The sequence below is a fragment of the Streptomyces sp. NPDC046379 genome (genome assembly GCF_055587785.1).
Map to the genome: position 1 here is coordinate 271,208 of NZ_JBVJFP010000004.1, position 15,305 is coordinate 286,512.

The following is a 15,305-nucleotide window of genomic DNA, read 5'->3' on the forward strand; positions in this document are numbered from 1 at the left end:
GGCTTCCCGGGTCAGCCGATGATGTTCGCGACGCCCTTCTTGGCGTTCTCCCACGCCTTGTCGGGGGCCAGGCCCTTGCGCTCGACCTCGCTCAGGGCGTTGGTGATCTGCTGGCTCACGTTCTGGTCGTGGACGCCGAGGACCTGGACGGGGGATTCCTTGGCGGCGTCACCGAAGATCTGGCCGATCGGCGCGTCGGAGAAGTAGGGGTCCTTCGCGTCGGCGATCTTCTCGATGGCGCCGGTGGCGGACGGGAAGCTGCCGTGCTTCTGGAAGAGCTTGGCCTGCTGCTCGGGCGCGGTCAGCCAGGCGATCAGCTTGTACGCCGCCTCCTTGTTCTTCGCGGCCCGGGGCACGGCGAGGTAGGAGCCGCCCCAGTTGCCCGCGCCGCCGGGCAGCGCGGCGACGTCCCAGGTACCCTTGCCGGCTTCGCCGGCCTGGCCCTTGATGTAGCCGAGCATCCAGGCGGGGCAGGGCAGGGTCGCGAACGAGCCGGCGGCGAAGGCCTGGTTCCACTGCGGCGACCACTGGTCGAGCTTCGCGCTCAGCCCGTCCTGCGCGGCCTCGACCGAGGTGTTCCAGGCCTCCTTCAGGGCCGGGTTGGTCTCCCAGATCAGCTTCCCGGAGGCGTCGTAGTACCGCTCCTTCTCCTGACCGATCATGACGGAGTAGAGGCTGCCGACGCTGTCGATCCAGGCGCTCTTGTCCGAGGCCTTCTTCTGGTACTGCCTGCCGAGGTCCAGGTAGCCCTCCCACGTGGACCACTTCTGGGCCAGCTCCGTGCGGTCGGTGGGCAGGCCGGCCTTCTCGAAGAGGTCGGTGCGGTAGCACATCGCCTCGGGGCCGACGTCGGTGCCCAGGCCGAGCACCTCGCCGTTGGCGCCCGTGGCCGCCGCCCACTTGGCCTCGGCGAACTCGCCCTTGAGCTTGTCGGCCCCGTACTTGCGCAGGTCCTCGAACTTGTCGGCCTGCTGCTGGGCGACGGAGGCGATCCGGCCGACCTCGATGCCCTGGACGTCGGCGAGGCCACCGCCGCCCGCGAGGCGGGTCTGGAGGGACTTCCAGTAGTCGGCCTCGTCCTCGGTGTCGGTCTGCTTGATGGTCACGCCCGGGTTGAGCTTCTCGTACTCGGCGTAGAGCCCGGACTCCTTGTAGCCGAAGGAGCCGAAGAGGTCGACGGTGATGGTGACCTTTCCGTCGGCCGTGGAGGCGCTGTCCGACGAACCTCCGCAGGCGGCGAGGAGCGCCCCGGCGAGCGCGACCGCCCCCAGACGGACGGTGGCCCTTTTGGCGGCTCGGGCAATGGGCATGGGAAGCCTCCTTGGCTCCGGGGTGGAACGAGCGCCGCGGTTCTTGAGAGCGCTCTCAAAACGTGGGGGGAGCGTGCCCGCCCGTCCAGCGTCCCGTCAAGTCTTGAAATGGCAACGAAGCGGCCACGCACCGGAATATCCGGTTTGCACCCATAGCATCCAAGGCGTGCGCGATCTATTGACAGCGGATTTCAGGAGTCTTACGTTTCGCCCACCTGAGAGCGCTCTCAGGCCGGGGTCTCGAACTCGCCCCACCGACGGTTCCGTTGCGGTTCCACCACTCCCCCAGGGCGCCAGACCGCGCCCGCCGGTGGCCCCGCGGCAGTGCCGCCGACGAGTCCCCGTCACCCGCGATGACATGAGGTGTTCCCCATGCCAGCTCCCCGACCACGGCCGGCCGCCGCACTGGTCCTCGCCGCCGCACTGGCCGGCGTCGGCCTCGGCCCGGCCGCCACGCCCGCGGCAGCCGCCACCATCACCGTAGGCGCCGGGAGTTACTCCGACACCCGGCCGTCGGGCACGACCGGCCCCACGACCAACACCGGCACGCCCGTCACCCCCAAGGTCACGCAGGCCGCCCAGGGCAAGCCCGTGCCCACCAACGACTGGTGGTCCTCGCTGGCCTTCCAGCGCTACGGCGACAACCCGTACTCCACCCCCATGTACGGCCACCCGCTCACCTACCAGGCCGTCTCCGGCGGACTGGAGGTCGGCTACCCCACCAGCCCCGCCATCGTCGGCGACGGCCGCCAGTACGAGTACACCCACAAGCGGGACCTCACCCTCGGCCTGAGCGGGCTCAACTCCCCCGACACCAAGGCCGACTCCTGGTCCGACTGGACGGTCACCCCCTACTGGTCCGACGGCGCCCGCACCCTGCGCACGACCATCGGCCACGGCCTGCCCTTCGTCTACGCCCAGGGCACCGGCGGCAACGCCCAGATCACCACCGCCGCCACGCCGAGCGTCTTCTCCGACCAGGGCAACGTCCTCGGCATCACGGTCGGCGGTCACCACTACGCCCTGTTCTCGCCGACCGGCACCGACTGGAACGTCTCCGGCACGACGATCACCGCGGGCCTGGGCGGCAAGGACTACTTCTCCGTCGCCGTGCTGCCCTCCACCGACGCGCTCGCGACGTTCCGCAAGTACGCGTTCAGCTTCGTCACCGGGTCGCAGGTCGACTGGAGCACCTCCGGCGGCACGGTCAGCGCCACCTACAAGCTCACGACCGAGGCCAAGGAGGGCACCGAGCGCGGCACCCTCCAGGCCCTGTACCGGCACCAGTGGCTCCACACAACCGACGCCCTGACGCCGTACACCTATGTCTCTCCCCGCGGCACCATGAAGGTCAGGGAGAGCGCGTCCTTCACCACCCGGCAGAAGGTCGCCCCGGTCCTACCGGGCCTGCCCAGGAACAGCGCGGTCGACACCGCCCGCCTGCGCACGTACCTGAACGAGGTCGCCAACGCGTCCGACCCGTTCAGCGGGGCCACGGACACCTACTGGACCGGCAAGGCGCTCGGCAAGCTCGCCCAGCTGGTGCCGCTCGCCGACCAGATCGGTGAGACCGCGGTCCGCGACAAGTTCATCGGCCTGCTCAAGGGCCGGCTCCAGGAGTGGTTCACCGCGGGCGGCGCGAGCGAATTCTCCTACGACAAGGCGTGGAAGACCCTCATCGGCTACCCCGCCTCCTACGGCAGCGACGCGGAGCTCAACGACCACCACTTCCACTACGGCTACTACGTCTACGCGGCGGCGATCGTCGCCCAGTACGACGCCGCCTGGGCCGCCGACTCCGCCTGGGGCGGCATGGTCAAGACCCTGATCCGCGACAGCGCCAACCCCAGCCGCAGCGACAGCGCCTTCCCGTTCCTGCGCGGCTTCGACGTCTACGCCGGGCACAGCTGGGCCTCCGGCCACCAGGGCTTCGCCGCCGGCAACAACCAGGAGTCCTCCTCCGAGTCCACCAACCTCAGCGCGGCGCTGGTGCTGTGGGGTTCGGCCACCGGCGACACCGCCCTGCGCGACCTCGGCAGCTACCTGCTGGCCACCGAGGGCGAGGCGATCGCGCAGTACTGGTTCGACGCCGACCAGCAGGTCTTCCCCGGCTCCTTCACCCACGACACCGTGGGCATGGTCTGGGGCAGCGGCGGGTCCTACTCCACCTGGTGGACCGCCAACCCCGAGGAGATCCACGGCATCAACGTCCTGCCCGTGACCGCAGGCGGATCCCTGCACCTGGGCGGCCACAAGGCGGCGATCCGGCGCAACCTGGCCGAGCTGGAGCGCGAGAACGGCGGCCCCGCCGTCGAATGGCGCGACATCCTCTGGGAGTTCGAGTCGCTGGCCGACCCGGCCACCGCGAAGTCCAAGTGGGACGCCGGCAACGCCGGATACACCCCGGAGCAGGGCGAGTCCAAGGCCCACACCTACCACTGGATCACCACCCTGGACGCGCTCGGCGCCCCCGACCCCTCGGTCACCGGCGACCTTCCCACGTCCGCGGTGTTCAGCAAGAACGGCGTTCGCACCTACGCCGCCCACAACTACGGTTCCACGGCCCGCACGGTCACCTTCTCCGACGGCAAGACACTGTCGGTGCCCGCGCGGTCCACCGCGACCGGCACCGGCACGGACTCCGGCGGCCAGAACCCCGAGCCGTCCACCGGCAACACCTTCCAGCTCCGCACCGGCGGCACGCTCACCACGGCCACCGGCGCCACGGCCGGCAGCGACACCATCCCCTCCGCGGGCGGCCGCAACTACGACGGAACGCCCAACAAGCCGCTCGTCTACGAGGTCAAGGGCGTCAACGCCACCCTCAAGAGCGGCGCGTCCACGGCCTTCCGCCTCCCGGTGGACGCCGGCACCGCGGTCGGCCTCGGCCAGCAGGCCCGCGTCAGCTACGACCTCACCGGTGACGGCACCTTCGACCGGATCGAGACGTACAACTACTTCGCCACCGACCCGGTCACGGGCTGGGAGGAGTACAGCCAGGCCCGCGGCCTGAAGTCCGCCACGGGCGCCCTCGGCAACCTGCGCGGGGGAACGGTGCGGCTGGAGGTGTGGAGCGCGATCGGCAACGCGGACGCGCGCCTGCGCACCGGCACGGACACGTCCGTGGTGGTCATCCCCTACGAGTGACGCACGCACCGCCCCGGCACAGTGAGTGACGGCGGGCACCGGGCTCCGGCCCGGTGCCCGCCGTTGTCGTGCGGACGGACGTCCACGGTGGGCCGCTGCGGGACGAGGCTCCAGGTGCCCGCGCGTCGTGCGGACGGGGACCGGGTGGACCGGGCAGGCAGTCTTGGGGCTGCGGGCTCGGCCCCTCGGCCTCCGGCCGGCACACCCCTGCCCGTGCCCCCGCGAGCCGGCCGGCCGGGTCCCGTCAGGCGGAGGCCCGGCGGACCAGGGTGGTCGGGGTGATCACGGAGTCGGGCACGTCGCCGCCCGGCGCGTCCAGCAGCCGCATGAGCAGTCTGACCATGATCCGGCCCATGCCCTCGATGTCCTGGCGGACCGTGGTGAGCGGCGGATCCGCGGCCAGGGCCACGGGCTCCATGTCGTCGAAGCCGACCACCGCCACGTCCTGCGGCACCCGCAGCCCGCGCTCACGCAAGGTGCGCAGCGCGCCCAGGGCCATCGTGTCGTTGGCGGCGAAGACCGCGTCGGTCTCGGGCCGCCGCTCCAGCAGCTCGGCCATCGCGCGGGCGCCGCTCGCCTCGGTGAAGTCGCCCTGGCACAGCAGCTGCGGGTCGACGTCGACCAGGACGTCGCGGTAACCGTGGATCCGGTCCACCGCCGACGTCTGGTCGCGCGGGCCCGCGATGTGCGCGACATGCCCGCGGCCCAGGGAGACCAGGTGACGCACCGCCTCCCGCGCGCCGCCGCGATTGTCGCAGTCCACGAACGGCACGGTCAGACCGTCGCCCGCGGCCGGCCGGCCGCCCAGGACCGCCGGAACGCCGGTGCGGGCGATCAGCGCCGGCAGCCGGTCGTCGTGCAGGGAGAAGGCGAGCGCACCGTCGACGTGCCCGCCCTCCAGATAGCGCCCGATCCGCTCGTGATCGCCGGAGCCCTCCGCCCACAGCAGCACCAGTTGCGCGTCATGGGCGGTCAGTTCCCGGCTGATGCCCCGGATCTGCTGCTCGAAGAACGGGTCCGAGAAGACCCGGAACTCCGGCTCGGCGATGATCACCGCCACCGCGCCGTTGCGCCGGGTGACCAGGGTGCGGGCCGCGTGGTTGGGCACGTAACCCAGTTCCTCGACCGCCAGGCGCACCTTGTCGACCAGCGCGGGACGCACGCCCGCGCCCCCGTTGACGACCCGCGAGGCCGTCGCACGGGACACGCCGGCGCGCGCCGCGACGGCTTCCAGCGTGGGACGGGGCCTCACGGTCTGCTCCGGCAAGGCGGGCGCTCCTTTTGTGCGTCTGCGATCGCTCTGCGAGGGATCTGGCTGGATCTGTACAACCACAATAGACGCAGACGGCGAGCCGTGAGAGCGCTCCCAAATGATTGCGGCTGTCACATCGACGAGCGCGGGAACAGCGCGCGAGGTCAGTGATAGGCGTGGACGACGGCGTGGCCCTTGCCGCGGCCGATCATCCACTTGTTGACCGGCGTGGTGATCACGAACGCCACGGCGAAGCCGCCGAGCAGCGCCGACCAGAACAGCCCGTCGGACAGGTGCGCGTCCATCGCCCCCGGCGTGAGGGCGATGATCGCGTTGTCGACCAGTTCCATGACCGCGATGGAGACGGTGTCGGCGGCCAGCGCCACCTTGATCGCGGCCTTGAGGGAGAGCCCGGCGCGGATCACCGCGAAGAGGGTGAACGAGTAGCCGAAGACGAAGGCCAGCGTGATCGCGAGGATCATGGTGGGCACGTTGCCCCACAGCAGGGCGGTGCCGATGACCATGCCGAGGATCTCGCCGATGGCGCACCCGGTCAAGCAGTGCAGCGTCGCCCGCACCGCCGTCGACCAGGAAGCGCCCCCGCCCCGGCCGCCGTGCTCCATGCGGCCGTGGTGACCGTGGTGGCCGTTGCCGCCCGCGGGGGCGGCCCCGGCGTGGTGCGCGCTGTGGTCCATGACCTTTCATCCCCATTCGACTTCCAGTGTGGCCGGTGGCGGCCACACCGCCACTATATACCCCCTGGGGGTATACGGCGATGCTGAGATGCGGCGATTCCGCCTCCCCGGGCACGCCGAGTGGTCTCGCCGAGCGCCTCGCGGATTCGGAGCCGGACGATCGCCGGCGCGGGGCCGGGCACAGGACCGCCACTTCTCCCCCACGCCCGGCGGCGCGCCGTGCGTTCGGGACGGTGAGCGGGGGTGCAGTCGGCGACCGCCGCGGCCCCTCGTCCGGCAAGGACCCCCGCTCGGCGCCCCCGGGGAGGCGAAAGGCGCACGGCAAAAAGCCGACGGAGCACAGAGCCGTCCGGTGAACGGACCGGGCTCTCCGGATAACGGTCTGATTGCGCTCGCTGGGACTTTCGAGGACTACTCGCGGTTATGTGATGTGCATCACTAAAGAAGTCGTAAAGGTCGTGGTAGAACAGCGCAACTCCGCAGGTGGCACCACCCCTCGTCACAGCGCGGAGCCGCCGACGCGCGTCGGCAGCACGACCAGGGTGATCACGCTTCGAGTCCGTCGAGCATGGCCCCGGGGTCGCCGATCGGACAACGGAGTTCGCTCCAAGACCGCACATCCCGCCGGCGCAGACTCATGCGCCGGTCCTGCGCCATCGAGGTAACCACCGTGTCACTCGACTCCCTCACCACATCCGTCGACGAGGCCGTCAGCGGATTCTTCGAGCCCATAGCCACCTGGCTCGGGGAAGTGGTCTTCTACTCCGTCCCGGTCGCCGGTACGGAGCTCCCGCTCATCGTCGCCTGGCTCGTCGTCGCCGGTCTGGTCTTCACCGCCTGGTTCGGACTGGTCCAGATCCGCAAGTTCAGGCTCGCCGTCGACGTGGTCCGCGGGAAGTACGACGAGAAGGGGTCGGCAGGTGAGGTCAACCACTTCCAGGCCCTGACCGCCGCCGTCTCCGGCACGGTCGGCCTGGGCAACATCGCCGGTGTGGCCGTCGCCGTCTCGATCGGCGGTCCCGGCGCCACGTTCTGGATGATCCTGTGCGGCCTGCTCGGCATGGCCACCAAGTTCGTCGAGGTCACCCTCGGCGTGAAGTACCGCGAGGTCCACGCCGACGGCACCGTCTCCGGCGGCCCGATGCACTACCTGCCCAAGGGCCTGGCGGACCGCTTCGGCAAGAACGGCAGGAAGCTCGGCAAGGTCCTCGCGCTCCTCGCCTCCTTCTTCGTCCTGTTCTTCGGCCTCTTCGGCGGCAACCTCTTCCAGGTGAACCAGTCCTACGCGCAGCTGGTGTCCGTCACCGGCGGCGAGGACGGCATGCTGGGCTCCTCCGCCGGCGCGGTCTTCTTCGGCGTCCTCGTCGCCGCGCTCGTCGGCATCGTGCTCCTCGGCGGGATCCGCTCCATCGCCAACGTCACGAGCAAGCTCGTCCCCGCGATGGCGGGCATCTACATCGCCGCCTGCCTGGTCGTCATCCTGTTCCACGTCACGGCCGTCCCGGCGGCCGTCGCCACCATCGTCGAGGGCGCCTTCAACCCCGAGGGCGTGGCCGGCGGTGTGCTCGGCGCACTGATCATCGGCTTCAAGCGGGCCGCGTTCTCCAACGAGGCCGGTCTCGGCTCCGCCCCGATCGCCCACTCCGCGGTCAAGACCAAGCACCCGGCGAGCGAGGGCCTGGTCGCCCTGCTGGAGCCGTTCATCGACACCGTCATCATCTGCACCATGACGGCGCTGACCATCGTCATCGCCAACCCCGCGAGCTGGGCCGAGGCGCGCGCGGGCGAGTCCATCGGCGGTGTCACCATCACGTCCGACGCCTTCGCGACGGTGATGCCGTGGTTCCCGTACATCCTCACCGTCGCGGTGCTGCTGTTCGCCATCTCCACCGTGTTGACCTGGGGCTACTACTGCCTCAAGGCCTGGACCCACCTCTTCGGCCGCAGCAGGGGCAGCGAGCTGACGTTCAAGGTCCTCTACACCCTGTTCGCCGTCGCCGGCTCGCTGTTGACGCTCCAGACCCTGATCGACATGGCCGACGCCGTGCTGTTCATGCTGGCCGTCATCAACATCATCGGCCTCTACCTCCTCGCCCCTGTCGTCAAGCGCGAGCTGAACTCCTTCCTCGAGTTCGTCCGCGCCCGCAACGCCGGTGAGACCACTGAGGACACGAACGAGGAGTCGGTGAAGACCACCGTCTGACCGTTCCCGCGGCCCGGCTCCCCGGGGGCGCCCCGGCCGAAGGTCGAGGGAGGGCCCGTACACACCTCGCGCCTTGGTGTGGCGGGCCCGCTCGTCATGCCCCGGCATATGTTCCCGCAGGCGTCGGGCCCCGCCCGGAGGGAGAAGCCGCAGCGCGCACCGGCGCGGTCGTACGCCGCGACGGCCGCGAACCGCCCGGGCTCGGCCGCGATCGGCATGATGCCGACCGGCGCCACATGGTCGCCCAGGCCGTCGGCGGCGGCCTCCCCGCGCAGGCGCTGGTGACGGGCGGCGTCTCAGTAACGCAGCGCGCCGGCGATCCCGCCGGCGTTGCCGAGGGCGCCGTCGGGGACGAAACGCACCTCGGCGCCGGTGTCCAGGCACCGCTCGACGATCTCGTCCACGATGTCCTCGCGGGAGTCCAGGTCCTCGCTCCCGGCAGGGACCAGATGGCCGCCGTCGTCGCGCACGGTCGTCCGGAAGTTCTCCTCGACGGCCAGCAGCCGCACCCGGCCCTCTTGGGCGTGCCGCCACACCTCGTCCACGCCGGCCGCGAACTCCCGCTGACCGCGGGCCGCCTCCAACTCCCGGGTCACGGCGTCGAGGTTCTTCAGTTCCTCGGCGGCGACCAGCGGCCGCACCGCCCGCCACACCGCCTCCGGCGAACCGTGCGCGAGGCCGCCGTGCGGGACGTGCACGCCGTCCCGTGCGACGGTGCCGACCTCCTCCAGCAGGGACAGCGCCGCCCGCTCCCCGGTGACGTACAGCGGGCGCGGGCTGTCCCGCAGGATCCGCGCCATCGCGGCGTCGGCCTCCCGCAGGAAGTGCCGGGTGTCCTCGTCGCGGTAGCTGCTCGGCGTGTCGCCCTGGCGCTCCTGGCGCTCGGGGTCGAAGTCCCGCTCGCGCCGGGTGAGCGGGAAGCCGCCGACGTGCTCCTCGGCGACCCGGCCCCCGCCGCCGTTCCACAGGGCGACCCGGTCGGCGGAGACCGACAGTACCCAGAACGGCCGCTCCGTGGCCTGCGCGGAGACCAGGTTGCGGGTGAGGAAGGTGTCCGAGAGCACCACGCGTTCGGGCACGGGGCGGGCGAGCGACCACACCTGGTGCTCGCCCGGCGCCGCGAAGATCACCAGACCGTCCTCGGCGTACGTCAGATCGACCTCTCCGAGGGCCTCGTCGAGTTCGCGGACCACGTCGGCGCGCCGCTCGCGGGTGACCGCCGGGTCGGCCTCCAACTGCCGCTTGGCCTCGGCCACCACATTGCGCAGCCGCACCCGGTCCTGGGCGTTGTCCGGCTCACGCCGGTGCGTCGGGGTCAGCACCGACACGGCGGGGTAGGGGCGCGGGCGGCGCAGCTCGGCGAGGGCCGCAGGGCTGAGTGAGTGCTCCATGACAGCACCATAGGTCCGATTCGCTTACTGGGCATTCGGGATGTTCACGGCGAAACGCTGCGATGCGCGCCGCCGTTCACTCGTCCTCTCCTCCGCGCCGCACGAGCCGCCGCGGTCCGGCAGAGAGCCGTGGAGCAGGAAGGCGTCGACCTTGCGGTGCACGCACCCCCAGACGTGCACCCGGTACACCCCTCGCCCTTCGTCGGCACCACGGCCGACGTCCACGGGCACGCGGATCTCCTGGTGCTCGGTCAGAATCCCGCATCCGGGACAGCGTTCGTTTCGACCACCACTGCCCCCTGAGCCGCCTCTCCCCACGTCGGCATGGTGGCCACGCGCATAGCCAACCCCCGAACTATGTTGTCCCACCACATGTGCGCCTGACCTGCGGATTCCTACGGTGTGGCGACAAACAACCGTCCCCGTCGAAACGCCAGGAAGTGGTGCCGATGTCGTCGCCCGCAGCCGCTCCGCCGGCCCCGTCCAATCTCAAGCGCATCGTCGCCGCGTCCCTCATCGGGACGACCATCGAGTGGTACGACTTCTTCCTGTACGGCTCCGCCGCGGCGCTCGTCTTCAACAAGCTGTTCTTCCCCGAGTCCGACCCGCTCGTCGGCACGCTGCTGTCCTTCCTGACGTACGCGGTCGGCTTCGCCGCACGGCCGCTCGGCGCTCTGGTGTTCGGGCACTACGGCGACCGGCTCGGGCGCAAGAAGCTGCTGGTGCTGAGCCTGCTGCTGATGGGCGGGGCGACCTTCGCGATCGGTCTGCTGCCCACGCACGCGACGATCGGCAGCGCCGCACCCGTGCTGCTGACGGTGCTGCGGCTGGTGCAGGGCTTCGCGCTCGGCGGCGAGTGGGGCGGCGCCGTGCTGCTGGTGTCGGAGCACGGGGACGCGCGGCGGCGCGGGTTCTGGGCGTCGTGGCCGCAGACGGGCGCGCCCGCCGGGCAGTTGCTGGCGACGGGCGTGCTGTCGCTGCTCACCGCCGTGCTGTCCGACGCCGCGTTCACCAGCTGGGGCTGGCGCATTCCGTTCCTGCTCTCCGGTGTGCTGGTGATCGTCGGTCTGTGGATCCGGCTGTCCGTCGACGAGTCTCCCGTCTTCCAGCAGGCGCTCGCGTCGGCCGAGGCGCGCAAGGCGGACGCCACCGCGGAGGCGGAGACGATGCCGCTCGTCGCCGTACTGCGCCACCACTGGCGGGACGTCCTGGTGGCCATGGGCGCCCGCATGGCGGAGAACATCAGCTACTACGTCATCACCGCGTTCATCCTCGTCTACGCCACCACCTCGGTCGGCGTCTCCAAGCAGACGGCGCTCAACGCGGTGCTCATCGCGTCGGCCGTGCACTTCGCGGTCATCCCGCTGTGGGGCGCGCTGTCGGACCGGATCGGCCGCCGTCCCGTCTATCTGATCGGCGCGGCCGGCGTCGGACTGTGGATGTTCCCGTTCTTCGCGCTCATCGACACCGGCGGCTTCGGCAGTCTCCTGCTCGCCGTCACCGTGGGCCTCGTGCTGCACGGGGCGATGTACGCACCGCAGGCCGCGTTCTTCTCCGAGATGTTCGCGACGCGGATGCGGTACTCCGGCGCCTCCATCGGCGCGCAGTTCGCCTCGGTCGCGGCCGGTGCGCCCGCCCCGCTGATCGCCACCGCACTGCTGAACGACTACGGCAGCTCGACGCCGATCTCGCTGTACGTGATCGCCGCGGCGCTGGTGACGATCGTGGCCGTGGCGGCGGCGAAGGAGACCCGCAACCGGGATCTCGCCGACGTCGTCCCGGCGTCCGTGGAGGACGCGGCGGCGACGGCGCGGAAGGCGGACGCCCGCACCGTGTGATGCCCGGGTCCGTTCCCGGACCGCCGGCCCCCGTGCGCCTCCGGCGTGCGGGGGTCAGCGGTGTTCGGGGGCCGCCAGGCGGTGCAGGCGCAGGGCGAGCTGTATCTCCAGGGCGCGGGCCGGGCTCTGCCAGTCCTCGCCGAGGAGGCGGGCGATCCGCTCCAGGCGCTGGGCGACCGTGTTGACGTGCACGTGCAGCGCGTCCTTGGTGCGGGCGGGGCTCATGCCGCACGCGAAGTAGGCGTCCATGGTGCGCACCAGGTCGGTGCCGCGGCGTTCGTCGTAGGCCACCACCTGGCCGATGGTGCGGTCGACGAAGCCCTCGACGTCCCGGTCCGCGGCGAGGAGGAGACCGAGGAAGCCGAAGTCCTCGGCGGCGGCGCCGTCCCCGGTGCGGCCGAGCAGGCGCAGGGCGTCCAGGCAGCGGCGGGCCTCGCGGTAGGCGGTGGGCACGGCGTCCCGGTCGTCGCGCAGGCTCTCGACCGGGGCGGAGGCGCCGACGGTGACCGCGTCGTGCACGGCGGTGCCGAGGTGGCGGGCGGTGCGGCGGGCCAGGCCGGTGGCGGTGTCGCCCGGTTCCAGGGGCAGCAGCAGGACGGTTCCGCCGTCGCGGGCGGCGGCGAGTCCGTGGCGGGTCGCGGCGAGGTGGGAGGCGGCGGACCACAGGCGGCGGCGGGCGTCCGCCTCCACATCTGCGTCGGCGGTGACGCCGTCGAGGCGGGCGGCGAGCACGACGTGGGCGGCGTCGAGGTCGGCGTCCAGCCGAGAGGCGCGTTCGCGCAGCAGGCGGGGGTCTCGGTCGCGGGCGTCGAGGAGGTCGTCGAGCAGCTCGCCGCGGACGCGCTGTTCGGCCTCGGCTGCGGAGCGGCGGGCGAGCATCAGCAGGGAGGTGACCATCGCGGCGCGCTCCAGGGTGCGCTGGTCGACGGGGTCGAGGGCGGGGTGGCCGCGCAGCACCAGCGCGCCGAGCAGCTCGCCGCCGGCGGTGACGGCGGCGTACCAGTCGTCCCCGTGCCGCACGGCGTGGTTCTCGGTGCGGAAGGCCTCCAGGGCCCGGGCGGGGGCGGTGGTGGCGTCGGTGAACTCGACCGTGCCGTCGAGGACCTCGGAGACGGCCGCGGTCACCTCGTGCACCCCGCCGCCGCGCAGCACCAGCGCGGCGAGCCGGTCGTGGACGTCCGAGGCTCGTTCGATCACGGCGCTGCGGTCCTGGATGATCTCGTGGGCGCGCTCCAGGTCGGCCAGGGCCGAACGGGTCTCGGTGAGGAGGTTGGCGGTGTCGATGGCGGCGGCGGCCAGTGCGGCGAAGGAGCCGAGCAGCGCGATCTGCTCGCGCTCGAACACGCGCGCCCGCCGGTCGGCGGCGAAGAGCACGCCGATCACGTGGTCGCCGAGCGTGAGGGGCACGCCGAGGATGGCGACCAGGCCCTCGTCCCGCACGCCGGCGTCGATGGCGGTGGTGTGCTGGAAGCGGTCGTCCTTGAAGTAGTCGTCGGTCACATACGGGCGGGCCGTCTGGGCGACGAGGCCGCCGAGGCCCTCGCCCATGCCGAGCCTCAGCTGCTGGAAGCGGGCGGCGACCGAGCCCTCGGTCACCCGCATGTAGGTGTCCCCCCGCGCGGGATCGTTGAGGCTGAGGTAGGCGACGTCCGTGCCGAGCAGGGAGCGGGCGCGCTGCACGATCGCCCGCAGCACGGCGTCCAGGTCGCGCAGTCCCGCGAGGTCGTGGGCGGTCTCGAAGAGCGCCGACAGTTCGGCCTCCCGGCGGCGGCGTCCCTCCAGCTCCGAGCGGACCCGCAGGGCGAGCGGCTTGGCGTGTTCGAGCGCGGCGATCCACTCGGGCGGGCGGCCCTCGGCGCGGGCCAGCAGCACCGGCTGCTCATAGGCGTCGGCGGACGCGCCGCGGGCCAGCAGTTCCAGGAACGGGGTCTCCGCGGCGCCCGGGGGCGCCGGCGGGCCCTCGCCGGGGCGCTCGGTGGACTGCGCGTGATCGCGGGACATGCTCACAGGATTCCTCATCGCACGGCCGGCCCGTCAGCCCTGTGGAGAACTCGGGGCGCACCCGGCACACGGCCGCCTGTGGTCGCACTAGTGTGCGGTCCAGCCACCGTCCAGGACGAGCGAGGCGCCGGTCATGAAGGAAGCCTGCGGGCCGCACAGGTAGGCCACGGCGGCGGCGACCTCCTCCGGTTCGATGAGCCGCTTCAGGGCGCTGTCCTGCAGCAGCACCTCGGTCAGCACCCGCTCCTCGGGAATGCCGTGCGCCCGGGCCTGGTCGGCGAGCTGCTTCTCCACCAGGGGCGTGCGCACATAGCCGGGGTTGACGCAGTTCGAGGTGACGCCGTGGGGGGCGCCCTCCAGGGCCGCGGTCTTGGACAGGCCCTCCAGGCCGTGCTTGGCGGCGACGTACGCCGACTTGTAGGCCGAGGCGCGCAGGCCGTGCACGGAGGAGATGTTCACGATGCGGCCCCAGCCCTGCCCGTACATGTGCGGCAGGGCGCCGCGGATGAGGCGGAACGGCGCCTCCAGCATCACGGTGAGGACCGTGCGGAAGACGTCGGGCGGGAACTCCTCGATCGGGCGGACCAGCTGCAGCCCGGCGTTGTTGACCAGGACGTCGGCGCCCGCGGCGGCGGCCTCGGCGGCGTCCAGGTCGGTCAGGTCGAGGACGTGCGGTTCGACGCTGCCGGGCAGGCCCGCCGACCGCTCGGTGAGCCGCTCCAGGCCCTCGGCGTCCCGGTCGACCGCTCTGACCTTGGCCCCGGCGGACGCGAGGCGCAGCACGCAGGCGCTTCCGATGCCGCCGGCGGCGCCGGTGACGAGGGCCGTGCGGCCGCCGAGGTCGAGCGGGGAGGCGTGGGGGCCCGGGAGGGCACGGGGCTCGGTCATGTCTCGACCCTAGGCAGCGTGCCCCGGACGACCCATGTGGTCAGCCCCCACACTTCATTCGAGGCTCGTGGTGTCGAACCATGTGGGGGCGTCGTCCGACAGCGCCTGCTTGATCCGCAGCGTCGCGAACTCGCCCAGCTCGGGCAGGGCGTCGACGTCGAACCAGGCGACCTCAAGCGACTCGTCGTCGTTGACCCGCGCCTCGCCACCGACGGCCCGGCAGCGGAAGGTGATGTCCATGTACTGGCAGACGTCGCCGTTCTCGTAGGTGACGGGCCGGAGGGCCTGGACCAGCACGACCCGCTCGGGCACGCAGCGCACGGCCGTCTCCTCGTAGACCTCCCGCACGGCGCACGCGGCCGGCTGCTCCCCCGGCTCGGGGATGCCGCCGAGCAGCGACCACCTGCCGTTGTCGGTGCGGCGGTTCAACAGCACCTTGCCCGTGTCGTCGAGGACGAGGGCGGTCACCCCGGGCAGCCACAGCAGCTGGTGTCCGGCGGAGGCCCGCAGGGTGCGGATGAAGTCAGGAGTAGCCATGCGGCGACCCTAACGGGCCGCCACCGTCCGCCCGCGCGCGTAC

At 71.8% G+C, this 15,305-nt stretch carries 11 protein-coding genes; 3 read left to right on the forward strand and 8 right to left on the reverse strand.

What is annotated here, in order from left to right; translation table 11 throughout:
• Window positions 1-11 precede the first annotated feature (11 nt).
• The gene (locus tag ACZ6KF_RS10300) at window positions 12-1,310 is read right to left on the reverse strand and encodes an ABC transporter substrate-binding protein (protein WP_356635164.1); all 1,299 of its coding nucleotides are present in this window, start codon (window positions 1,308-1,310) and stop codon (window positions 12-14) included.
• Window positions 1,311-1,682: 372 nt separating this feature from the next.
• Here ACZ6KF_RS10300 and ACZ6KF_RS10305 point away from each other — a divergent pair, with 372 nt between their 5' ends.
• Complete coding sequence (locus ACZ6KF_RS10305) at window positions 1,683-4,457, forward strand: glycosyl hydrolase (RefSeq protein ID WP_469159388.1); 2,775 nt, start codon at window positions 1,683-1,685, stop codon at window positions 4,455-4,457.
• A 244-nt stretch (window positions 4,458-4,701) separates the two neighbouring features.
• Here ACZ6KF_RS10305 and ACZ6KF_RS10310 read toward each other — a convergent pair whose 3' ends face one another.
• Both ACZ6KF_RS10310 and ACZ6KF_RS10315 read right to left on the reverse strand, forming a co-directional pair.
• Window positions 4,702-5,724: a LacI family DNA-binding transcriptional regulator gene (locus tag ACZ6KF_RS10310; RefSeq protein ID WP_356630168.1), complete on the reverse strand. Its 1,023-nt coding sequence runs from the start codon at window positions 5,722-5,724 to the stop codon at window positions 4,702-4,704.
• 149 nt (window positions 5,725-5,873) lie between these two features.
• Entirely contained in the window at window positions 5,874-6,404 is a 531-nt protein-coding gene (locus tag ACZ6KF_RS10315; protein WP_356630170.1) for a DUF4396 domain-containing protein, read from the reverse strand.
• 670 nt (window positions 6,405-7,074) lie between these two features.
• Between ACZ6KF_RS10315 and ACZ6KF_RS10320 the strand changes: the two genes are divergently transcribed.
• Complete coding sequence (locus ACZ6KF_RS10320; protein ID WP_469238048.1) at window positions 7,075-8,607, forward strand: alanine/glycine:cation symporter family protein; 1,533 nt, start codon at window positions 7,075-7,077, stop codon at window positions 8,605-8,607.
• Between the two features lie 296 nt (window positions 8,608-8,903).
• On the opposite strand, the gene ACZ6KF_RS10325 is transcribed toward ACZ6KF_RS10320, so the two are convergent.
• Together ACZ6KF_RS10325 and ACZ6KF_RS10330 are read right to left on the reverse strand one after the other, a co-directional pair.
• Window positions 8,904-9,998, reverse strand: a complete 1,095-nt coding sequence (locus ACZ6KF_RS10325; RefSeq protein ID WP_469238050.1) for a baeRF3 domain-containing protein — start codon at window positions 9,996-9,998, stop codon at window positions 8,904-8,906.
• 24 nt (window positions 9,999-10,022) lie between these two features.
• Window positions 10,023-10,229, reverse strand: a complete 207-nt coding sequence (locus tag ACZ6KF_RS10330) for a hypothetical protein (RefSeq protein WP_469238053.1) — start codon at window positions 10,227-10,229, stop codon at window positions 10,023-10,025.
• 218 nt (window positions 10,230-10,447) lie between these two features.
• On the opposite strand from ACZ6KF_RS10330, the gene ACZ6KF_RS10335 reads away from it, so the two are divergent.
• The gene (locus tag ACZ6KF_RS10335) at window positions 10,448-11,836 is read left to right on the forward strand and encodes an MFS transporter (protein WP_469238055.1); all 1,389 of its coding nucleotides are present in this window, start codon (window positions 10,448-10,450) and stop codon (window positions 11,834-11,836) included.
• A gap of 54 nt (window positions 11,837-11,890) precedes the next feature.
• Here the strand turns inward: ACZ6KF_RS10335 and ACZ6KF_RS10340 are convergent, their stop codons facing one another.
• The 3 genes from ACZ6KF_RS10340 to ACZ6KF_RS10350 form a co-directional block, all read right to left on the reverse strand.
• Window positions 11,891-13,837: a helix-turn-helix domain-containing protein gene (locus tag ACZ6KF_RS10340; protein ID WP_469238057.1), complete on the reverse strand. Its 1,947-nt coding sequence runs from the start codon at window positions 13,835-13,837 to the stop codon at window positions 11,891-11,893.
• An 87-nt stretch (window positions 13,838-13,924) separates the two neighbouring features.
• The gene (locus tag ACZ6KF_RS10345) at window positions 13,925-14,725 is read right to left on the reverse strand and encodes a 3-hydroxybutyrate dehydrogenase (protein WP_356630181.1); all 801 of its coding nucleotides are present in this window, start codon (window positions 14,723-14,725) and stop codon (window positions 13,925-13,927) included.
• Between the two features lie 54 nt (window positions 14,726-14,779).
• Complete coding sequence (locus ACZ6KF_RS10350) at window positions 14,780-15,262, reverse strand: NUDIX hydrolase (protein WP_356630183.1); 483 nt, start codon at window positions 15,260-15,262, stop codon at window positions 14,780-14,782.
• Window positions 15,263-15,305: the final 43 nt, after the last annotated feature.